The 19,580-nt window shown below is 32.9% G+C and carries 22 protein-coding genes and 2 pseudogenes; 3 read left to right on the top strand and 21 right to left on the bottom strand.

All coding sequences use genetic code 11. From position 1 onward, the window contains the following. Nucleotides 1–263: 263 nt before the first annotated feature. From ACNC7R_RS16630 to ACNC7R_RS16535, 20 genes and pseudogenes are all read right to left on the bottom strand, one after another. Nucleotides 264–854: a hypothetical protein gene (locus tag ACNC7R_RS16630; protein WP_417942167.1), complete on the bottom strand. Its 591-nt coding sequence runs from the start codon at nucleotides 852–854 to the stop codon at nucleotides 264–266. A 4-nt stretch (nucleotides 855–858) separates the two neighbouring features. Further along, complete coding sequence (locus ACNC7R_RS16625) at nucleotides 859–1,179, bottom strand: hypothetical protein (RefSeq protein ID WP_417942166.1); 321 nt, start codon at nucleotides 1,177–1,179, stop codon at nucleotides 859–861. Next, nucleotides 1,166–1,714, bottom strand: coding sequence for an REP-associated tyrosine transposase (locus tag ACNC7R_RS16620; RefSeq protein WP_417942165.1), 549 nt, complete (start codon nucleotides 1,712–1,714; stop codon nucleotides 1,166–1,168). The genes ACNC7R_RS16625 and ACNC7R_RS16620 overlap by 14 nt, the downstream gene beginning before the upstream one ends. A gap of 73 nt (nucleotides 1,715–1,787) precedes the next feature. Then, nucleotides 1,788–2,012: pseudogene (locus tag ACNC7R_RS16615) on the bottom strand (hypothetical protein); the annotation flags it as partial. Between the two features lie 152 nt (nucleotides 2,013–2,164). Then, complete coding sequence (locus ACNC7R_RS16610; RefSeq protein ID WP_417942164.1) at nucleotides 2,165–2,335, bottom strand: hypothetical protein; 171 nt, start codon at nucleotides 2,333–2,335, stop codon at nucleotides 2,165–2,167. Between the two features lie 68 nt (nucleotides 2,336–2,403). Further along, nucleotides 2,404–2,883 carry a hypothetical protein gene (locus tag ACNC7R_RS16605; RefSeq protein ID WP_417942163.1) on the bottom strand — a complete coding sequence of 160 codons (480 nt, stop codon included), beginning with the start codon at nucleotides 2,881–2,883 and terminating at the stop codon, nucleotides 2,404–2,406. A gap of 221 nt (nucleotides 2,884–3,104) precedes the next feature. Beyond that, nucleotides 3,105–4,007 carry an IS1595 family transposase gene (locus ACNC7R_RS16600; RefSeq protein ID WP_417942162.1) on the bottom strand — a complete coding sequence of 301 codons (903 nt, stop codon included), beginning with the start codon at nucleotides 4,005–4,007 and terminating at the stop codon, nucleotides 3,105–3,107. 147 nt (nucleotides 4,008–4,154) lie between these two features. Continuing rightward, a pseudogene (locus tag ACNC7R_RS16595) lies at nucleotides 4,155–4,731 on the bottom strand (REP-associated tyrosine transposase). A 910-nt stretch (nucleotides 4,732–5,641) separates the two neighbouring features. Beyond that, on the bottom strand, nucleotides 5,642–6,136 hold the full coding sequence (locus ACNC7R_RS16590) for a hypothetical protein (protein WP_417942161.1): 495 nt from the start codon (nucleotides 6,134–6,136) through the stop codon (nucleotides 5,642–5,644). A 10-nt stretch (nucleotides 6,137–6,146) separates the two neighbouring features. After that, nucleotides 6,147–9,674 (bottom strand): hypothetical protein, encoded by a 3,528-nt coding sequence (locus ACNC7R_RS16585; RefSeq protein WP_417942160.1) that lies wholly within the window; start codon nucleotides 9,672–9,674, stop codon nucleotides 6,147–6,149. 1 nt (nucleotide 9,675) lies between these two features. After that, a complete protein-coding gene (locus ACNC7R_RS16580) occupies nucleotides 9,676–11,877 on the bottom strand; it encodes a hypothetical protein (protein ID WP_417942159.1) in 2,202 nt (733 codons plus the stop codon). A 23-nt stretch (nucleotides 11,878–11,900) separates the two neighbouring features. Next, nucleotides 11,901–12,401, bottom strand: a complete 501-nt coding sequence (locus tag ACNC7R_RS16575; protein ID WP_417942158.1) for a hypothetical protein — start codon at nucleotides 12,399–12,401, stop codon at nucleotides 11,901–11,903. A 355-nt stretch (nucleotides 12,402–12,756) separates the two neighbouring features. Further along, complete coding sequence (locus ACNC7R_RS16570; RefSeq protein WP_417942157.1) at nucleotides 12,757–12,993, bottom strand: hypothetical protein; 237 nt, start codon at nucleotides 12,991–12,993, stop codon at nucleotides 12,757–12,759. Between the two features lie 329 nt (nucleotides 12,994–13,322). Then, nucleotides 13,323–13,775 carry a CHAP domain-containing protein gene (locus tag ACNC7R_RS16565; RefSeq protein ID WP_417942156.1) on the bottom strand — a complete coding sequence of 151 codons (453 nt, stop codon included), beginning with the start codon at nucleotides 13,773–13,775 and terminating at the stop codon, nucleotides 13,323–13,325. Beyond that, the gene (locus ACNC7R_RS16560; protein ID WP_417942155.1) at nucleotides 13,772–14,059 is read right to left on the bottom strand and encodes a hypothetical protein; all 288 of its coding nucleotides are present in this window, start codon (nucleotides 14,057–14,059) and stop codon (nucleotides 13,772–13,774) included. The genes ACNC7R_RS16565 and ACNC7R_RS16560 overlap by 4 nt, the downstream gene beginning before the upstream one ends. A gap of 318 nt (nucleotides 14,060–14,377) precedes the next feature. Continuing rightward, complete coding sequence (locus tag ACNC7R_RS16555; RefSeq protein ID WP_417942154.1) at nucleotides 14,378–14,623, bottom strand: hypothetical protein; 246 nt, start codon at nucleotides 14,621–14,623, stop codon at nucleotides 14,378–14,380. A gap of 423 nt (nucleotides 14,624–15,046) precedes the next feature. Beyond that, nucleotides 15,047–15,247 carry a hypothetical protein gene (locus tag ACNC7R_RS16550; RefSeq protein ID WP_417942153.1) on the bottom strand — a complete coding sequence of 67 codons (201 nt, stop codon included), beginning with the start codon at nucleotides 15,245–15,247 and terminating at the stop codon, nucleotides 15,047–15,049. 122 nt (nucleotides 15,248–15,369) lie between these two features. Further along, on the bottom strand, nucleotides 15,370–16,086 hold the full coding sequence (locus tag ACNC7R_RS16545) for a DUF3164 family protein (protein WP_417942152.1): 717 nt from the start codon (nucleotides 16,084–16,086) through the stop codon (nucleotides 15,370–15,372). A 12-nt stretch (nucleotides 16,087–16,098) separates the two neighbouring features. After that, entirely contained in the window at nucleotides 16,099–16,383 is a 285-nt protein-coding gene (locus tag ACNC7R_RS16540; RefSeq protein WP_417942151.1) for a hypothetical protein, read from the bottom strand. Continuing rightward, nucleotides 16,380–16,514 (bottom strand): hypothetical protein, encoded by a 135-nt coding sequence (locus ACNC7R_RS16535; RefSeq protein WP_417942150.1) that lies wholly within the window; start codon nucleotides 16,512–16,514, stop codon nucleotides 16,380–16,382. The genes ACNC7R_RS16540 and ACNC7R_RS16535 overlap by 4 nt, the downstream gene beginning before the upstream one ends. 306 nt (nucleotides 16,515–16,820) lie before the next feature. Between ACNC7R_RS16535 and ACNC7R_RS16530 the strand changes: the two genes are divergently transcribed. The 3 genes from ACNC7R_RS16530 (at nucleotide 16,821) to ACNC7R_RS16520 (ending at nucleotide 18,669) form a co-directional block, all read left to right on the top strand. Continuing rightward, nucleotides 16,821–17,504 carry a S24 family peptidase gene (locus tag ACNC7R_RS16530; RefSeq protein ID WP_417942149.1) on the top strand — a complete coding sequence of 228 codons (684 nt, stop codon included), beginning with the start codon at nucleotides 16,821–16,823 and terminating at the stop codon, nucleotides 17,502–17,504. 171 nt (nucleotides 17,505–17,675) lie between these two features. Then, nucleotides 17,676–18,107, top strand: a complete 432-nt coding sequence (locus tag ACNC7R_RS16525) for a DUF6896 domain-containing protein (RefSeq protein ID WP_417942148.1) — start codon at nucleotides 17,676–17,678, stop codon at nucleotides 18,105–18,107. A 13-nt stretch (nucleotides 18,108–18,120) separates the two neighbouring features. Next, on the top strand, nucleotides 18,121–18,669 hold the full coding sequence (locus tag ACNC7R_RS16520) for a hypothetical protein (protein ID WP_417942147.1): 549 nt from the start codon (nucleotides 18,121–18,123) through the stop codon (nucleotides 18,667–18,669). Between the two features lie 517 nt (nucleotides 18,670–19,186). Here the strand turns inward: ACNC7R_RS16520 and ACNC7R_RS16515 are convergent. After that, entirely contained in the window at nucleotides 19,187–19,576 is a 390-nt protein-coding gene (locus ACNC7R_RS16515) for a DUF1634 domain-containing protein (RefSeq protein WP_417942146.1), read from the bottom strand. Nucleotides 19,577–19,580 lie beyond the last annotated feature (4 nt).

Here is a 19,580-nt window from a genome sequence, read left to right as displayed (position 1 = left end):
AGGGAAGCTTATGGTTTTTAAGTTCCCTGCCAGGTATGCAGAATGTATTTTTTGGGTTTATAAGATCATGATTTTCTGTCTGTAGCATGACAGTTTTTATGATCATGTTTTTCAGTGTTTTTTACTGAAATTGTAGTTTAAAACAGCTCAAAAGAGTTTAGGCTTTGAGCTGTTTTTTTTTATGAGTGCCTTGTGTTGGAAATAGGTTTACAAGAAAGTGTAAACCTATTTTAGGACGATACGGGGTTGTTGCCATATCTTTTTTATGGTAAAAAAGTTGCATTAGCATAATATGGGTTGTCAATTAACAGATTTGGGAAATATAGAGGAATTTCATCAGCATCCAGTGTTTGATTATCATTACTAAAAGGATAGCCAATACCTGAAACATTTTTTAATGATCCATCAGCATTATATCTAAAACTAAAAATTTCTTCACCTATTTTAGACCCTAAGCTATCATATATGTATTTTACTGTGGTGTCTAATTTTGGAATATTATTTGCCCCATAATCCTGTACACAAATAACCTTTGAATCTGATAATAATTTTTTCTCGACATTACTTAAAATGCTTTCTATATAATAACTTTCAATCATAATAACATAACTATTATCATTTTCAATTGTTATTATATTTACAGTGTTAGAGCCTAAGGAATTAAAAATATCTAATAAATTTTCGGATGAATGTTTATAATAGTCTATTTGATTTATAATTTCATTTTCATAATATTCAATTTTTTTTACCTGATTATTAACATTTGTAACTTTTTTAAATTCTTTTATGAAACTTAATTGTTGATTTGTTAAAAACTGATCATCATTATTTGTGTAATAAATGGTTGTGCTCATAATATTAATTTTTATATAGTATTGAAGGACTAACATCGTTAATACCTCTTAATTTTATAGTAATATCGGTTTTAAGAAGTTCAGGATAATTCTCTAAATTTTTAGCTAAAGTTTCTATTTGATTTCCATTTAATTTAATTATCTTTTCTTTTGGAATAAAACCTCTATTTTTATAATAACGTTTCATACTTCTAATTTCATCTTTTGCCCATTGCTTTTTTTTTCCTAAAATTTCCGCCCATTTAATGTAAATTGCTTCTTGTTTATCACCCCCGCTGGCGCGAGCGTCCCGCTCGTGAACGTAAGCATCATCAATTAATATCAATTTCTAAAACAGTTTGATCATTATCTCCATAATTTCTGGCAGAGCTATATTTCCAGTCTATAGGATTCGTTACAAAGCCGGTTTCAACTGGATTGTTATGAATGTAATTTAATTTTTGCTCAAAAACTTTTAAAGACCAGATTTCAATGGGCTTATTGTTTTGCTGCCAAAACTGCCTGAATTTTACATTGCTATTTTTCTTTCCGGCTCTTTCAAACATCCATAACATCCACTCTTTTCTGCTTTCTTGTGGATTTTCTTCGATTGCTTTGAGCATTTTTCTGGAAGTAAAGCCTTTAAAGTCTCTTATTAATCCTGAAGGATCTCCGTTTGCTGATCTAAAAATTAAATGAATATGGCTAGGCATGATACAATAGCCATAAAGTTCCATAGATTTATTTTTTCGACAATAATCTAATGATTCAGTAATATTTGCAAAATACTCCTCCCTTGTAAATACATCTATCCAGTAAACCGTAGCAAAACTTATAAAGTAGGCTCCGGTTTTTTCTCCAAACTTGTATTTTCTGCTCATTTATTTTTTTGAGCTAATGTAAGAAATACTTCTCTTTTGTTAACTGGGTAGTTCTGAGTTAATGTAAAAGATATACTTTGTGTTCACGAGCATGATGCTCGCGCCAGCAGGGGAGAATATGGCTAGGCATGATACAATAGCCATAAAGCTCCATAGACTTATGCTTCCGACAATAATCTAATGATTCTGTGATGTTTGCAAAATACTCATCCCTTGTAAATACATCTATCCAGTAAACCGTAGCAAAACTTATAAAGTATGCTCCGGTTTTTTCTCCAAACTTGTATTTTCTGCTCATTTATTTTTTTGAGCTAATGTAAGAAATACTTCTCTTTTGTTAACTGGGTAGTTTTGAGTTACTGTAAAAGATATACTTTGTGTTCACGAGCATGATGCTCGCGCCAGCAGGGGGGGACGGTTTTGAGTTACTGTAAAAGATATACTTTGCGTTCACGAGCATGATGCTCGCGCCAGCAGGGGGGATAATTGAGTTGAATCAGGAAAATACTCATACATAATGCCTTCAAAAAGTTCTCCATTATAGTGAAAAATTCCTTCTCCCCAATTAGTAGGCATATCATCTAGAATTAAATTGGGATTATTAATTTCTATTCGTAACATAATTGTAACTTTTAATATTAGTAAAAAGACTAATGTATTATACAAAAGCTCACATATTTGTACTAATTCTAAAATGGATTATATCCTTGTTTTACTGTATTTATGAGACCATTAATGTATTCTGATAATTTTTTATTTAAACTATAAAAATGCTCAACATCAGTTCTTTCTGGCAAATAAGCCTGATAAACATATGGATTGTCTCCTTCATCTAAATAAACATACAAAAACTGGTCAGTAGCATTATATACATCAATAACAAAAAAGGGTCTTGATATGTTCTTACTAAATTTTACTAACCATTCTCTTGCTGCTATTTGCATTTCTTCTTGGGAGTCATACCAACCTGTATCTAATACATAACAATAATCACCTGCTAAAAACAATAACTCTCTTAATCCTTTTGGGAACGCAATACCATTATTGTATAATTGCTCTAATTCTTCTATTTCATTTAATGCAATTCCTTTTATTTCTCCTCGATATTCTGTATCGTTAGGGTATTTTATTGGATTATCTCTTAAATAGGTTAAAATTTCTATATTCATTATTTTTATTTTTTTAATAAATTAAAGACTTCTCTTGAATCTTCAGCTTTTGGATGCGCAATAAATTTAATTTCTAAAATTTTACCTTCGGATTTTGCAAAATTTTGTGCTGCTTGTAAATATTTTTGACACGATGTACAAGTATAAAGCCCTGATTCTATTTCAATAACAAATCTATTACCTTTATGAAAATGATTCTCAAAAAAATTAAATAAAACGAGTTATATAGTTAGTTTCTGTATTATTTGATTATGCTTAATTGGAGATTCCTTAACCATTCTTTGTATGGTTTTGTGGAAAATAGTTTCTTTAAAAATAGATCTATTTATTCTATAGCAAAACTCATCAAAGTAACCTTGTATATGTTTTTTACTTATATGTGAAGGTATTGTCCTTATCCATGACTTTATTTGATGAATCATGATGTGCAATTCTTTAAAATTCTTTCCGTTATTACTTTGAGTTTGTTCGATATTGTATGTCGCTTTTAAAGGGTTATAACCTCTCCATTTATCAGTAAAAACTTTGGCTGTTGTAGAAATATGTTCTTCAAAAATAGGTGTTAATGATTTAGCAGAATAGTCATCAATGGCTTTTACATATACTCGTTTTATTCTTTTTTTATTAGTCAATTCAACGGCTATGACTGCTTTTGTCTTCTTTGTATCATAACTTCTACCTTGTTTACCATCTTCTTTTCCACCAATTACAAACTCATCCACGTGAACAATTTCTGACAAAGGATAATTTTTACTGCTTTTCATAGCAACTCTCACTTTTTGCATAAAAAACCAGGCTGTAGTCTGACTAATTCCATAGCGCTTTGCTACTTGAGTACTGGATAAACTTTTAGTGGATGTACTCATTTCAAATACAATTAAAAATGCCTTTTGCAAACCAAATTTAACCTTATGAAAAAGCGTGTTAGCTGTTGAACTTTCTACATGATTACAACCGTAACAGTGATAATTATAACCACTCTTCTCACATCCTTTATCAGAACCACATTTACTACATTTAAAGCCATCCATCCACTTGATTTTGCTTAAATATGCCTTACATGACAAATCATCTGGTAATTCTTTTACCAAATTGAGTATATTTTGACCCTTAAAATCTTCCATAGCCTTTATAAATAAAGGACTAATATACGGAAATTAAATTAATAAGTCGTTAAATAAAAATTTAGTTTCTGTATCGTTCATTCTAGGTCTTCCAGCTTTGTCAAACCCCCGCTGGCGCGAGCGTCCCGCTCGTGAACGTAAGCATCATCAATTAATATCAATTTCTAAAACAGTTTGGTCATTATCTCCATAATTTCTGGCAGAGCTATATTTCCAGTCTATAGGATTCGTTACAAAGCCGGTTTCAACTGGATTGTTATGAATGTAATTTAATTTTTGCTCAAAAACTTTTAAAGACCAGATTTCAATGGGCTTATTGTTTTGCTGCCAAAACTGCCTGAATTTTACATTGCTATTTTTCTTTCCGGCTCTTTCAAACATCCATAACATCCATTGGCTCCGCCGAACCACTTCGTTAGGTTTCTTTTCTGCTTTCTTGTGGATTTTCTTCGATTGCTTTGAGCATTTTTCTGGAAGTAAAGCCTTTAAAGTCTCTTATTAATCCTGAAGGATCTCCGTTTGCTGATCTAAAAATTAAATGAATATGGCTAGGCATGATACAATAGCCATAAAGTTCCATAGATTTATTTTTTCGACAATAATCTAATGATTCAGTAATATTTGCAAAATACTCCTCCCTTGTAAATACATCTATCCAGTAAACCGTAGCAAAACTTAAAAAGTATGCTCCGGTTTTTTCTCCAAACTTGTATTTTCTGCTCATTTACTTTTTTGAGCTAATGTAAGAAATACTTCGCTTTTATGAACTGTACAGTTTTGAGTTACTGTAAAAGATATACTTTGCGTTCACGAGCGGGACGCTTGCGCCAGCGTGGGAAATACTTCTCTTTTGTTAACTGGGTAGTTTTGAGTTACTGTAAAAGATATACTTTGTGTTCACGAGCATGATGCTCGCGCCAGCGGGGAGAATATGGCTAGGCATGATACAATAGCCATAAAGCTCCATAGACTTATGCTTCCGACAATAATCTAATGATTCTGTGATGTTTGCAAAATACTCATCCCTTGTAAATACATCTATCCAGTAAACCGTAGCAAAACTTATAAAGTATGCTCCGGTTTTTTCTCCAAACTTGTATTTTCTGCTCATTTATTTTTTTGAGCTAATGTAAGAAATACTTCTCTTTTGTTAACTGGGTAGTTTTGAGTTACTGTAAAAGATATACTTTGTGTTCACGAGCATGATGCTCGCGCCAGCAGGGGGGGACGGTTTTGAGTTACTGTAAAAGATATACTTTGCGTTCACGAGCATGATGCTCGCGCCAGCAGGGGGGCTTAAAAAATGAAATAAAATTTTCAATTTCAAGAGATAAACTTTTTTTCAGAAGGTTTAGCATAAAGAGTAAAATGATAGGAAAATATTGCTTTCGGTTTCTAATGAAATACTTATCAGACATTCTAAATTGCGACTTAAATTCTTCTGAAAAAATTTCGTTTTTAATTTTGTTGAAGATAAAAGTAGTCGTTTTTTTTTCAAAATTTAGATGATTTATTTGATTGCAAAAAATACAAAAAATAGTATTAAAGCAAAATTAAAAACACCTGATATTTCAACCTAAAAACTCTTAACTTAATGACATTGCGCTCGCGCCAGCGAGGGGTACTAGACATGGCTAATCCACATAGCTTATCAATATTGGAGTGCTTACATTTAAAGATTCTTGCAATAATTCCTTTATCTCAATTACCATGTCAATATAATATTCCATATCTTCTGGGACATAATCATGATTTATACTTAAATCATGGCTCCAATGATTATCTGGAGCATTATTTATAAGACTCTTCATAATTTCAAAACCTCCGTATTTCTCCCACATACTTATCGTTTCATTTTGCATTGCTGGTACTAATTGATTATTTATAAATTGAATGCAATTTTGTATCTCATTTATATTGAAATAGGCATGCATATCATCAAAAGAGTTAGAATTGCCAATACTAATATTATTTCTTATTTTATAAACTGTTTCTTTTTGAAGTAAATAATAAAAATTACCAGCTAAAGTATCATTAATGCTTTTTGCGTAATAAAGTAATACACTCATTTCTTCTCTTCTAAAATAAGTGTCTAAATTTCCTATAATGTATCTAATTTCAAATGACATATTTATTATTTTAATCGGTTATTATTCTATTATAAGTACTTTCCATTAACTTTTCTCTAGTCGTCCCAAATGTTGATGGATTTATTTCTATAAAATCATTTCTTAAATATGGAGTTGATTTTAATTTTTGTTTAAAATTTGATAAAGGCATTGTCTGACTCTGTCCTGATTTATCGATGTATTTTACTTCAATGGAAAATATTTGATTTAAATCTTGAGGCCTTGAGACGTCTTTCCAAACTTTTTTATTTTGATTAATTATGTAAGATTTTGCTTGACTTATATCTTCGGGCAAATTTCTAAAAAACTCTAATTTTTGTGCATCATCATAAGCTTTTGTACCTGCGCTCTTAAATGTATCGCCTATATTCAATTTAGCACTATATGGAGTTTTAATTTTATTAATTGATGTATTAACCACCATTGCGTCTATGTCTAAATATATACTTGGTTTAAAATTGGTACCATTAGCTTTTTTAAACAAAATATCTACACTATACATTACATCCTCATCATTTGAAATCAAATTATTCAAATAAATTTTCATTGGTTTTTCTACAAAATCACCTTTTGTAAATTTAGAACTAATTCTCAATTCGTCTAATGCTTCTACTTTTTTTAATGGATTAGTAAATAATACATTATTCTTATATTCATTTACTGCTTTAATAATTTCTAATTTAAATGAATCAATATATTCATATTTGTATCCATTAACTAACCAAAAATGTTTATTTTTCTTTAAAAAAGCTCTCCCACTATCATTCAAATTTATATATTCTGAAAGTTTACTAGGGTTACGTTTGAAACCTAAAAATAAATCATTAGATATATCTCCTAATTCTTCAATAATTTTTATCATTCCACCTTGACCTAACCCTAAAAAATCACCTCTCAATATGACATCATCATAATATCTCTTCCAATAAGTTATTAATTGAGGTTTGTCAACAAATTTAGCAAAGGTAACATCATCCACATCTCCAAAAGTATCAATAAAAACTAATTTTCTTTCATAACTAAGAGTGCTTATTACTGGTTTGGTAATTGGATCATCAACATAACGAATTAGCGCATCAGTTCTTCTTTGAACACAGATATACTCAGTAAATTTAGCTTCAGACAGACCTCGTTCGCTTAAACTAATCCAATTGTCAATATATCTACCATCGCGAATGCCACTTGCATTTCTACCATTGTTTAGTAATCTCCAAAATGCAAGATCCTCAATATGTTGAAAATCGTTAAAGAATTTTAATTTTTGCGCATCTGTAAAAACAGTATTGTATTTTGAAAAAATAGTATTAGTAACTCCGCCGAGATCTAAAGTATTCAATCTATTCCCAAAAGTTGTTAAGGACACAGTTTTGCTTCCTTTTAATGTATTTAACAGGTTAATCATATCCAGGCTTAATCCATGAGGTACGCCTGATGGTAAAGCATTTACTAAATCAAGAACTCTTTCAGCTTCACGTGTTGCATGTGCCCTTGCTGTAAGTGATGCTCCCGCTCCTAAAAAGATTAGAGGAATTAATACTTTTCGATATCCTTCTAGTATTTGTTTTTTAGCTAGATTGTTTTCAGTGCTGATTAAATAAGTATTAATATGAGTTAAAGAGCTTGCTGTAAGTGTAAAAGCTTCACTTCCTGTTTCAAATCCTCTCCATACTACAACTGCTTCAGTGGGTTCAAGACTCCCTATTAACGCCCTACCTATTTTAGTTGTATATTTTAAATAATTTAAGTCTGCAATAAAATTAGCTCCTCCTAAAAAATAAGTTAATAATACATCAGTGGTTAAATCTATTACTAAAGAAGCTGCAGCGTCAAAATCGGCTATACGATCAAATTCTTCAATAAAATGAAATAAGAAGGCGGGAACTGTTGCCTTTTTCGGAATACTTAAATCAAGATTAGCTTCAAAACCAGAAAATGATATTTGTTGGTATAAATGAAAGGCCCCAAAGAAAACAGTTTTATCATCATGAGTTTTTCTAATATCAACTTCATGCTCATCTCTAATTAGTTTATCAATTTTTATTTTTTTACCTTCAATAGAAGATTCAAAAGACACATCAATTTTATGAATTCCAATATCCTTAGAGGAGAATTCTAAAAAATTATTATTGTTGTATTCGGTTGGGTTAATTACAAAATAATTCGTAGGATCAACTCCTGAAAAATTTGTAAAAGTATATGTGGGTGTTATGCCAGGTGCTATATAAGCTAAATTGTATTTAGATACTTTCCAAAGCTCAAATATTGCAAAAGCAAAATATTTTTTATTGGTTTGTTCATCAACAAACCAATTAACAAAAGTATATCTCTCAAGCCTTCCATCAGTTAGAGTTTCATATATAGTTTCAAAATTAGTCTGATCACCATTTTGTTTTTCAAGTAAAAAATCTAAAAAATCATTTGCATGTGCAGGAGTTATTGAGATTATAAGCCTAACTAAATGTCTTTGGCTCTCTTCGGACAATTTGCCAACTAAATAGCTTTTTATAGTTTCCAGAATTAGATTATATGGTAAAAGACTCAATCCTGATGGCGTTAAAATTTCTAATAAATATTGTAATTTTTTATCTGAGGGATAATGCTTAAGATTTTTAGTGCTATAACATTTTGTGTAAAAATTTTGAAGACTTGAATAATAATTCAGATAATCTTCATAAGTAGAAAGCGAAGAAAATTGTGCATCAAAACTATCTCGGAAGGGACGGGGTATAATCGATGGAGGAGTACTATAATAATACCCCCAACCTCTTTTTAAATCAAATAGTAATTTTTCAAGATCTGTAAACCCGTGAGTGGGATCGCTATAATCAATATCTCCATCTGCAACACCTGATTCTTTATCAAAAAGGTGTGTATTAGTTGCAATAATTGGAATAATATCTCTATTAATTTCTCTGATCTTAAAAACAATCAAAGTCATTATCTTTTTAAAATTACTTTTTTGAATATTAGTTATCGTAGAGGTATTGATAAAATCTCCTAAATTCTTTTTATAGAAATATCCACCAGATGTTGTTGATTGATCATTAATAACAGTTACTCCATTGACACCATCAGTATTAATTTTGATATCAACAGTTTTAAAATTCTCTATTATTGGTTTTAAATAATTTCGTACTCCCTTATTATCTAAAGTTCTTTGTAATTTAAAAGTATATTTTTTTTCATTATAAAAATAGTCATAAGGCTCGTTGAAATCAATTGTACTAACTGTAATTTCTTCTTCTTCAGTAGCTAAAATTTTATCGAAATTATATTTAGTGAGAATATCTAAAGTTGGAATAGGTTCGACCTTTTGAACGTATTTTAAAAATAAGTCTTCATTGTAATATCCCGATAAATCTGGTTTTTTACGATCTTCTCTTTTGAATTCCGCATGTTGATGATATCTATAAACTTGTGGGTTTATTTCTAGTGTCGTAAATCGAACTAAAAAACCATCAACATCGAAAATTGGGTTGTCAAAAAGATGTATCCTTACAGGAGTTCCATCTTTTAAAATTGCAATAGTTGTTGCCATACTATAAAACTGTGTTAATATTGAAAAATGGTATGTTGATGTCTATATTGGGCATATACTCACTATACCCCTTACTAAAATGATATCTCCTGTCAAGCGAATACACAAAAACAGTATCATCATCCTCCGGTTTAAATAATTCGTTTTTACCGTCAGCGTTTTCTGCTACAAAACCAACTTTATATTTTTGGTATTTGGTGTTTTCAGATGAAATCAATTCATTTCCATCTTCAAAAAGATCTAGTAGAAACAGGCGGGGATTCTTTAATCCAGAAGTGGGAGTAATCAATCTTTTTATTTTATTGTTTTCTTCTTCGGTTAATCCTAAAATAATTTTGTTAGGCGTACTGCCATCCAGGGTTTTTAGTTCCAGTCCGGTTATGGTTTGTGTACTATCGGTAAATAATTTTAGATTGTAATAGTAAGGATCCGGCAGCTCGTAAGTTTTGCTTTTAGTTACCGCACCGCTGGCTGAAGCACTGGTTTTTGTGTCAGGTGAGGTACTTCCGGTTGCAGAGACGGCATTGTTCATGACATCGCCGGCTTCCGTGATATAGGTTACACGTTTAACAGTGGCAGGGGATTCAACGCCTGTTTCTATAATGTCGTTTACAGTTAGTGTTTGTGCGACAGAGATGCCCTGCTGTTTTTTGTCATAAAATTCATTGATAAGGTTCAGTTTTTCAGAAGTCATTTTAGAAAAACTAGGGTCGCCCCCTAATTTTAACAGTGGCTTCGCATGAATTAAGCTAAACACATTATCAAAAAAGTTGGCTTTTCCGTATAGAATAACGAGTTCATTATTTTCGTCCAGCGTTTGTCCGGCGGTATACATATTCACTTTTCCCTGATAAAGCAATATGTTGAGGGTTGCAATGTTTTTTCCTGCTGCTGCGGGTGTGGTAAGCAGGATTGTTGTAGTTAAGTTGCTATAATTTCCCTGTTCGTCTGGTGGTAATCGCAAACCGTCTGCATTGATAAAATTGCCTTTTTGGGCATTGGCTACATCGGCGATTTGTCCATAAAAGGCGGAATTATTATTGTTATCGGTTGTAAACTGCAGGTACAGGTTGTTTGTGGTAACAGTATTGGCCTGTGCCTGATCATTTATTAAGACCGGCCAGCCCTGAGTACCATAAGTGGCAGCTGTCATCGGAACTTCCTCTGAGTTCGGGGCTGTCAATAATCCTGTTTTCAGGTTCTCGGTTCCCGTTTCATTGATTTTATAGTTTCCGTAAAAATCATAACTGCGTGTACGGTCGCTCTGGATGTAAACGTACCAATTGTTTTTGGTAGCAAATTTGTCAATGACTTCATTATAAATGTCGGTGCCTTTTCTTTTGGTTGCTGTTCCGGAGGCAACCGTGGTTACAATACCTTCCGGAACAAATAAACCATAAAAGGCTGCGATATCAATAAACTGGGTAGATTGTTCACGAAGTAATTTTTTCTTCACATCATCACCGCTAAGTGTGATTACAGCTTCTTTTGCTCTGGCATAGGCTAAATTGAAATCAAATTCGGCGTTGTCAAAATTATGCTGGTAATCACCATAATTCAGGACAACATCAATCCCGCATTCCCCTACTGCAAAATTCCCTAATGACATACCCATGCCAATCATTGGCAGTTCAAAATCATCCTTTTCATCAAAAGTATCATCTGCCGCTACAAATTCTGATTCTTTAAAAAAGAAAGCAGCCAGAGGAATTGTCAGATCATCGATACTTTCGTCATAACCAATATATTTGGCTATAAATGAAGGAAGAGGGTCTATGACATTGCCTTGCGCATCTTTGCGGCCTTCGTGAAAGGCTTTGAAATCTATATTTATTTTATTGATGAAATCAGAATTTACACTTGGATTATCAGTAAGGATTTCAGGTCCATTAACGCCTTCTTTAAAAAAGTCTGTTAATTGTAAACCTCTGTATACAAAGTATTTTACATTTAAACCCGGAAAAGGCTGTTTGTAAGGACGGAGAATAAGGTTTACTTTGGTAACGGTTGCCGTTTGAGGATCGGTTTCCTGTGGCTGTACTAAAACCACTCCTTTACAGATCGAAAAGGCTTTTTTGGGATTATCCAAAGTAAATTTAGAAGTCAGTCTGAATTCAGTTTCAGAAACAGGCCCAAAAGCCTGAGCTGATAGTTCCTGAGAAAATCCTCCCGACTCAATGAAAAAATGTGACTGTGTGGACATATTTTGAAGTGTTTTTAAAAGTTTTATTTAAACCATAAAGGCTTGTAGATTTTATAGAGGAATCGGGCAATCAGAAAAAGCAATACAAGCAGCAGCAGTCGTCCCAGCCAGATCTGCACCTTTTGCCAGAAAGTCAAATAATTGACAAATTTTGTGGTGTTGATGGTTTTTACTTCTGTTTCTTTTACCTGTTGCGATTTCCATCGGGCGTAGAGTTCCTGCTCCTTGAGTTCGCAGTCTACATTAAGTTTATTGTTATCAAGGCGAACCTTTGGGCTTTTTAATGTACGCCCTGGTTCGGCCTGAATAACATTTTTTAGGATTACTTTTCCGTTTTGGCATTCGAGTAATGCGTTATAGGAACTACTGTCTTTTTCAATTTTAAAAACAGTATCGTGTACCGTTTCTCTGATGGTGATGGTCTTTGTTTTTTCTTCGCTTAGAACCGGTTTCGGACTTTTGCACGAAACCAGTACTAAGGCTGAAAAAAACAAAAAAACAATTCGGTTTAGATTTTTGTTCATCTCTGTATATAGATTTAAGAAAATAATAATTGGGTTTGATTTTTAAGGTTTTATCCTTTCCGATGCAGCAAAGATTAGCCTAAAATGGAGGCTGAAAAAATAACTGCACAGCGTTTGAACTCCTGTGTTCTGAAGCCGTACAAAGTTGTAAAGCAAGCAAACGGGAGTTTCTTTTAAAGATTAAGATTTAACTTGCTTTTCTATGGCTTCCTCGATCTTTTTAAGTTCGGTAATGACAGGCGTGCAAAGAATTTCGTAAAGCGTTGTACGCGTAATAGGGTACACCGGGCAGATGTATTTTCGCCACACAACAGTGGTCGGAATATCCTCTGTTTTGTGTTTGTAATAAAGTTCCTTAATGAGTTTGTAGCGCAGCAGTTTGTTTCTCTGCATGCCCAGTCTTCTGTTGGTTGAAATTGACATACGGTAGATTGAATTTAGAGTGGTGGGTATGTCTGTTGTACAGTAATTTTAGGGATTTAGAAATTGGTTTTTGTTCCTGAGGCAACTGTGTTACGATACCTGCAGGAACAATAAACCATAATAAGAAATGCCGCATCCCTAATGGCAGAACTCCCCAATGATTTGCCATAGAGCAGTGGCAATTTCAGGACATCATTCGCTGAATTTTTTAAACTGTTGTGTATAAAATTTGCTTTTAAAAAAGAATGTGATAATAATGTCCAATGTTATTTTGTTTTGCCTGATGATTACAGGAGTGGAAATTAGTACTCGAAAGCACTTTGATAAACCTCTATATGAAGGATTCATATTAGGTACCGGGAAGTGTTGAAGGACCAAGGATGAGATTTAAAATAGTAGTTCCACTCCTGTTTGTGGCCACAATACATCATCTTTTGCAGATTGTAAGCTTGATATTTTAATTCGAATTTTGAAGAAATGATTTGTTTTAGAGTAATATTATAATCTTAAAAATCCTTTTATTGTTTTTATTTCTCGTTTTCTTCTGGCAACTTTGTAGCCTTCGCGGCTTCCGGTATCATTAGTGTTGCCTTCGATAGTGTAAAGTGTGGTTCCGGTTACTTTTTCGACAAATCCGGTGTGTCCACTGCCGTTGTTTGCGTCTATGATAAATATATCTCCCGGCTGAGGTGTTTTTTTTACCAGAAGGGGTCTCGAATTGTATTGGTCGAGAACGCCTCCGGTTTTCTTTAAAGGATTTTTTTCATTGATCTGAAGTGCCGCTTTTTGGGTACACCAGTAAACAAAAGCCATACACCAGGCGTATCCTTTGCTAAGCCCTACGCTTCTTAAATAAATTTCGACTTCGGGACCCGAGTTGCTGTTTCTCGGAATTTCCTCAACGCCTACCTGAGCAGAGGCGATTTCTAAGGTTTTTTGTGCAAGTGTCATGATTGTTTTCCGTTTAATTGTTTGAATTTTTGCAATTCATCGACCAGCTGCTGATTGATCAGCATGAGTTCGCGATGCTGTGTTTCCATTTTTTTGATGGTTTCGGTGGCTGCAGTGAGCCTGGCGGTAAGGTCATCGAGTAAATCCCGGTAATATTTTACGGCACTGACGGCGTTGTCAAGTTCGGCTGCCCGGTCTTCGGCCAGTGATTTTCGCATAGAGAAAAGCCAGGTAATAAAAGCGGCAAAGAATGCGGTTAGAGTGGGGTATAAAAACTGCTCCATATAATTGTTATTAAAATTGAATATTAGATTAAAAATGTGTTTGAGAAACAACCCCTGAATTTTGTTCTTGGGAAGAGAAGCGTTACCGGATTTTTTTCGGTTTTTAGTACGGTTGTTTCCTTTTGTGATGGCAAAGATTAGGTAAAAAAAGCCCTAAAAAAAACGAATGCAAGGCGATTGAACACTTGTATTCTATTGTTTTACAGGGTTGTAAGGAAAGTGGGCAAAGCTCATTTTAGAAGCCGTAAATGCCTCATCTTTGCATCACAGAAAAGGATATTCTGATGATTTAAAAGAATGTTTTTCTTTTTAAACAGATTAAGAAGCTTTTTGCTGATTATTCAAAAGTTGTTCAATTTTTTTTAGTTCTGACGTAATAGGCGTACAGAGAATTTCATACAAAGTAGTTCGCGATATTGGATAGACAGGACAAATATATTTGCGCCATACTACGGTGGTAGGAATGTCTTCTGTTTTGTGTTTTTGATACAGTTCTTTGATGAGTTTATAACGCAGTAATTTATTTTTTTGAATTCCGAGACTTCTGTTTGCAGATATTGGCATGAGGATATGGTATTATGAATGATAAAAAATGAAGAAAGATTTTAAGAAGAACGAAGAGTGTGAAGAGTTACTAATGAGTTGAACAATAAATAATGACATGATATTTAAGACAGCCAAAACCATTTGATCATTTTTAAGGAATGGCTTTATACTTCTCTGATGCCATTTGTATGTACCTCGTTCTGAGGTTGTATTTGTTAAAGATTATGTTTAACAATTCGGGTCAGCAAACTCCGCATGACGATCCTGTTTCCTAAACCTGAAAAGGTTCGGATTCCAATAGAAATAATGCGTTTTGGCTGTTTGTTATAAGGGCAGAAATCGCCCGTTTTGCCGGTTCCTGGTTCTCTTCAGAAGGAAGAAGAAGCAGGAACCATTTTTTTACTTGTCAATCTCTTTGAGGTTGCAGTATGAGGATCATTTTTAGCCTTTATAAGTGGCTGTGGTGTGTTTTTTAAACCGGGGATTTTTAATCACAATATTTTCATACTGATTAAAAGCCTGTCGCTCTTTGCTGGATAAGTCATTCCAGCAGTTCCAGTTGCCAAGTCCGTCTTTAAAAATGGTGTGGTCATTTACCTTATAGCTTTCATGGTCTGTAATCGGTTTTATTTTTACGCTCATTTAGATGTTGTTTAAAAATTATTCGTATTCTGAAGTAAAGCCATTCCCTGAATAAAAGTATAGGCTTTAAGTTGGTTGCAATCAGTAAAATGGCTAAAAGTGCCGAGGCATAAATGTCGTTATTAGGCTGCATGATTTTGTTCGTTTTGCTGATTAAAAAAATTAAATGCATAGCCCTGCAAAAAATCAACTGATGACATGGACAGTGGAATGTTGGTTCTTACTCCATTTTCATCAATTCTGCTCGCTTCGATGAACCAGCTGGAGCGTACAGGTTTAAAAGACGAGGCGATAATTTCTACACCGTCTGTAAATTCTTCATTATTGAATTCTTTAGTCAGTTTTTGAAGTTCCAGAACCCTTGAACCTTTTAAGTTTCCTTTGGCATCTTTTTTCAGAAGATTAAATACAATTTTTACCAACGATGCTGTTTCTTTACTGGTAGAAAGTGATGAAATATAATTCTGAACTTTCTCAATACCAATCGTTACCGTATCATCCCAGCCTTCATTGATGCGATATCCAATCGTAATTTCTTCTTTGTCATTAGAGAAAGTGTGTGACATTTGTTTTTCCTTAAAACCATAAACCTGATTTTTTAGGTCCAGAATAGTTTCAAACAGCTGAAAGGTTTCTGTTTTGGCATTTCGCATCATTTCAGATGTTTCGTGTAATCGTGAAAGTGCTTTCGGAATCGTTTCGGCGACTAATTTTTTATAAGCGTCTCTTTCTTCGTTTTTTTTATTTTCGATTCGGTTCAAAGCTTCTTTTAATTGTTGTGCAGAAAATTGAGATAAGTCCATAGCTGAATTGAAATTGGCTGTTGCTGAAGTGTTCATAATATTTGGCTTTTAGTTTTGTAATAAAATTTCTGTTTCATTTTTAAACGGATCTCCGTAATAAGGCTTGAAGTTGTGCTGAACGACAAGTCTGGAAACCTCTTTTAATTTGTTTTCAATGCTTTGTGAAACGGGGCGCGGTGAAGCAGTTTCATCATCCAGAATGTGCATCCACTGAAAACGTTCCTGATTGATACAAATTCTTTCTCCGGCAGTAAAGGTTTTTGTTTTTTCAGAACAATACTGGAGTGCCAGATACAAAAATGCAATGCGGTCTTCGATTTGTTTTTTACTCATGATTTTTTTTCTAATTGATTTTTTAATTTTTGGATATCCGATTCGATTAAATTTCTTTCCTGGCTATTTGGATTTTCGATCAGCCAGTTTTCCAGCTCCTGAATTTTTTCTTTGATTTGAATTTTTTCCATTCCGATTTTGATTAAATGTTACTATGAATACAATGTTTATTTTATTGAAATGCTTTTAATTTTACTTTGGCAGATTCGTAATATTTTTCATTTTTAGTGTAGTGATTGTTTTTTTAGTTTTATAATTTTTATTTGTTTCTGATATTCAGTAATATATGTTTTTAGCTTTTTTTAGAACTTTGACTCTAAATCGTTATTTTATGGTAATTTGTGTTGTTTTTAATCTTTATTTTTCTTTACTTTGCAAATATAATGTAAAATATTACATCAAAACAAATTTTTAACGTAAAAAAAATACATCTTTTTATGGGGTCAACTGAAAGAGTAAGGGAATATCTTGATTATAAAGGGATTACTAAGTATAAGTTCTGTAATGATTTAGGTTTTTCGAATAAGTTTTTAGATAACAGCAGTAACATGGGAACGGATAAGGCGTGTAAAATATTACATCATTATCCGGATATAAACTCGGAATGGCTGCTTACAGGAAATGGAGAAATGTTAAAGGAGAATAATACAGATATTATAATAATGAATAGCGACAGAAAAACTATGGATTCATTGCATGCAACTCAGGAAATACCTTTATATGATTTAGAAGCGGTAGCAGGATTAAGAGAATTATTTAATAGCGGTAAACCGCAAAGAATTCTGGATACTATAAAAATTCCGAACCTGCCCAAATGTGATGGTGCTATATCTGTAACCGGAGACAGTATGTATCCCCTTTTGAAATCCGGAGATATTATATTGTATAAAGAAACGGAGTTTGAAAATATCTTTTTTGGAGAAATGTATCTTTTAAGCGTTAAGTTAAACGATTGGGAAGAATACATTACAGTAAAATATGTACAGAAATCAGAAAATGGTCATGATTTTGTAAAATTAGTAAGCCAGAATTCACACCATCAGCCAAAAGATATCCATATCTCAAAAATATCTGCATTGGCTCTTATAAAAGCCAGCATTCGTATTAATACGATGATGTAAAAGTTGTCAAAAGTTATGATTTCATGGTTAAGAAATCGAATTAATGTGTAGTAAATAGACTAGTTCTCGTTTATCAACAATTCGGGTGCTCGATTTATCGGGCACCCGAATTTGTTTATTAAGTAGTTTTTTCTTTTAAAATCGTAGGCCATATTTGTTTAAATTTGGAGCATGATTGAAAAAATACTGACAGACTACGTCAAGTTTATAAGAAGCTTTGAGGCTTTATTAAAAGATAAATACCAACAAGACATAAATCCGTGTTCGTTTTCAAGTATTTTTTTTGAAAGAATGGGAGACATAGACGGAATCGAATATCGTTTTCACGGAAGTGGATGCACTGCCCAAAAAGATGGAGTTATTTATACTTACGATATTGGTATTAACGAGATTAAATTTACCCAATGGGATCTCACAGAGTTAATTAGAACTCATCCTGAATATCAGAAATTAAATTACAGTTCTGAATATATCGAATATGAACTTTATCAGCTTATAAATAAAGGAATTTTAGATTGGTTAACTATTGAAGAAATAGAAGGTACTCCTTTTGGATGTGTCTTTAAGTGTTATAGAGTTGTTCGGGAATCATCATTAGATTAAAATTATAAGAAGTATGAAATTTGATGATATCAGACAAATTGAAGAAATAAAAGAATATTATCTTTTCAGGGATGAGAAAAACAGATCGTTTAGTTCTGAAATACAGATTTTTGATGGTTTAATGGAAAGGATCGAGTGGTCTACACTTTCTGATCATGAAAAAATAGAACGAAGAAAGAAAGCCTTATTTATAAAATCTGTTCATAAAGATTTATATTCCGATTTGATTATTTTGTATGAAGAGTCTGTTATTGAGCTTTCTATATTGGTTATGAGTTTTTTAGATGATGTTAGTTTTGTAATTTTTGATAAGGAAAAAATGTCTGATCAAGAGTTCTCATTATTTCGATTAAAAAACATGTTGTCTTTCGAGTTATATTGCATACATCATAAGATAAAACTCGAATATTCAGGACATGTTCTATTTGATTATGTTACGGAGCCAATTTTTAAGGACTTAGAGAATACAGTCTATTATGAGAAATATCAATTAAAAACTTTAAGAGAAAAGTTTTTAATTGTCTGCGAATTATTTTTGAAAAGACCTTATGAGAAGTCATAGTTTTAAAAATGTTTTACCATCTAGCGCTCGTTTATCAACAACCCTGGTGCTCGATTGCATCTAGTATCTACTTAAATTATGTAAACAAAACTTAGCGTTTGTAACGCGGATAATAAATGAAAGTTTTTTATAAAAGTGAAATGTTACAATCTCAATTTCATTAGATTATATTGAGTTCTAAATATCCGCGTTGCAAACGCTACGTTTAGTATCCTAAAGAAATTAGATACTCGATGAAATCGAGCAACAGAGTTATTAACTTGTGAATTTAGACGAAGGAGAAATATTTCAAGAACCCTGAAACTGCAAATGCTCAGCGCGTGAGATTTCTCCTTACGTCGAAATGACAAGATTGAGGAATTTTATTGTGTATGTCAATATTTGCATATTTGTTCTCATGAAACCAACCGTCCTAGCCCAGATGGAAGCGGCATCCTTTTGTGGCAGGGTTTGCCGGAAAAGATATAGCGGACAGCTGGAAATAGCTCCTGAAAATCCTTAAAATAAAGTAGCTCTATTAATGCGAAAAACCAAACGAAATACTTAAAATAATGATGCCAATTACAATAGTGGTGATGGCCATATAGAGGTAGTCTTTTTCGAGGAGAAAAGAAAATAACGACAGCAATACCCGAAATACAGGCGTGAGGAACAAAAGTATGATTCCGGAGAAGATGATCGAGTCGCCTTTTCCCTGAATTAGTCCATGGTAAATGGTTGCAATTACTTCGAAAATGTTTCTGTCGTTTTCTTTAAATACCGAGTAGTCTTCGATTTCCTGACCGTGGTGCAGCAGGTAAACGATGCCTCCAATAGCGGCTACAGACAATGCTGTCCAAACGCCATAGCGCAATAAATTACCTATGATGTTCTGAAAATCTTTTTCCTGAGATGTATTGGGTGTCATATTT

Origin of the sequence: Flavobacterium adiutor, from assembly GCF_048282555.1 — a bacterium.
Taxonomy (GTDB): Bacteria; Bacteroidota; Bacteroidia; order Flavobacteriales; family Flavobacteriaceae; genus Flavobacterium.
The sequence above is the reverse complement of the archived record's forward strand: the minus strand, read 5'-3'. Positions and strand labels throughout refer to the sequence as shown.

Excerpts from the sequence above, each read along its gene's own strand:
- ACNC7R_RS16630 (WP_417942167.1), bottom strand. The coding sequence starts at position 854 with ATGAGCACAACCATTTATTACACAAATAATGATGATCAGTTTTTAACA.
- ACNC7R_RS16620 (WP_417942165.1), bottom strand. The coding sequence starts at position 1,714 with ATGAGCAGAAAATACAAGTTTGGAGAAAAAACCGGAGCCTACTTTATA.
- ACNC7R_RS16610 (WP_417942164.1), bottom strand. The coding sequence starts at position 2,335 with ATGTTACGAATAGAAATTAATAATCCCAATTTAATTCTAGATGATATG.
- ACNC7R_RS16605 (WP_417942163.1), bottom strand. The coding sequence starts at position 2,883 with ATGAATATAGAAATTTTAACCTATTTAAGAGATAATCCAATAAAATAC.
- ACNC7R_RS16600 (WP_417942162.1), bottom strand. The coding sequence starts at position 4,007 with ATGGAAGATTTTAAGGGTCAAAATATACTCAATTTGGTAAAAGAATTA.
- ACNC7R_RS16590 (WP_417942161.1), bottom strand. The coding sequence starts at position 6,136 with ATGTCATTTGAAATTAGATACATTATAGGAAATTTAGACACTTATTTT.
- ACNC7R_RS16585 (WP_417942160.1), bottom strand. The coding sequence starts at position 9,674 with ATGGCAACAACTATTGCAATTTTAAAAGATGGAACTCCTGTAAGGATA.
- ACNC7R_RS16580 (WP_417942159.1), bottom strand. The coding sequence starts at position 11,877 with ATGTCCACACAGTCACATTTTTTCATTGAGTCGGGAGGATTTTCTCAG.
- ACNC7R_RS16575 (WP_417942158.1), bottom strand. The coding sequence starts at position 12,401 with ATGAACAAAAATCTAAACCGAATTGTTTTTTTGTTTTTTTCAGCCTTA.
- ACNC7R_RS16570 (WP_417942157.1), bottom strand. The coding sequence starts at position 12,993 with ATGGCAAATCATTGGGGAGTTCTGCCATTAGGGATGCGGCATTTCTTA.
- ACNC7R_RS16565 (WP_417942156.1), bottom strand. The coding sequence starts at position 13,775 with ATGACACTTGCACAAAAAACCTTAGAAATCGCCTCTGCTCAGGTAGGC.
- ACNC7R_RS16560 (WP_417942155.1), bottom strand. The coding sequence starts at position 14,059 with ATGGAGCAGTTTTTATACCCCACTCTAACCGCATTCTTTGCCGCTTTT.
- ACNC7R_RS16555 (WP_417942154.1), bottom strand. The coding sequence starts at position 14,623 with ATGCCAATATCTGCAAACAGAAGTCTCGGAATTCAAAAAAATAAATTA.
- ACNC7R_RS16550 (WP_417942153.1), bottom strand. The coding sequence starts at position 15,247 with ATGAGCGTAAAAATAAAACCGATTACAGACCATGAAAGCTATAAGGTA.
- ACNC7R_RS16545 (WP_417942152.1), bottom strand. The coding sequence starts at position 16,086 with ATGAACACTTCAGCAACAGCCAATTTCAATTCAGCTATGGACTTATCT.
- ACNC7R_RS16540 (WP_417942151.1), bottom strand. The coding sequence starts at position 16,383 with ATGAGTAAAAAACAAATCGAAGACCGCATTGCATTTTTGTATCTGGCA.
- ACNC7R_RS16535 (WP_417942150.1), bottom strand. The coding sequence starts at position 16,514 with ATGGAAAAAATTCAAATCAAAGAAAAAATTCAGGAGCTGGAAAACTGG.
- ACNC7R_RS16530 (WP_417942149.1), top strand. The coding sequence starts at position 16,821 with ATGGGGTCAACTGAAAGAGTAAGGGAATATCTTGATTATAAAGGGATT.
- ACNC7R_RS16525 (WP_417942148.1), top strand. The coding sequence starts at position 17,676 with ATGATTGAAAAAATACTGACAGACTACGTCAAGTTTATAAGAAGCTTT.
- ACNC7R_RS16520 (WP_417942147.1), top strand. The coding sequence starts at position 18,121 with ATGAAATTTGATGATATCAGACAAATTGAAGAAATAAAAGAATATTAT.
- ACNC7R_RS16515 (WP_417942146.1), bottom strand. The coding sequence starts at position 19,576 with ATGACACCCAATACATCTCAGGAAAAAGATTTTCAGAACATCATAGGT.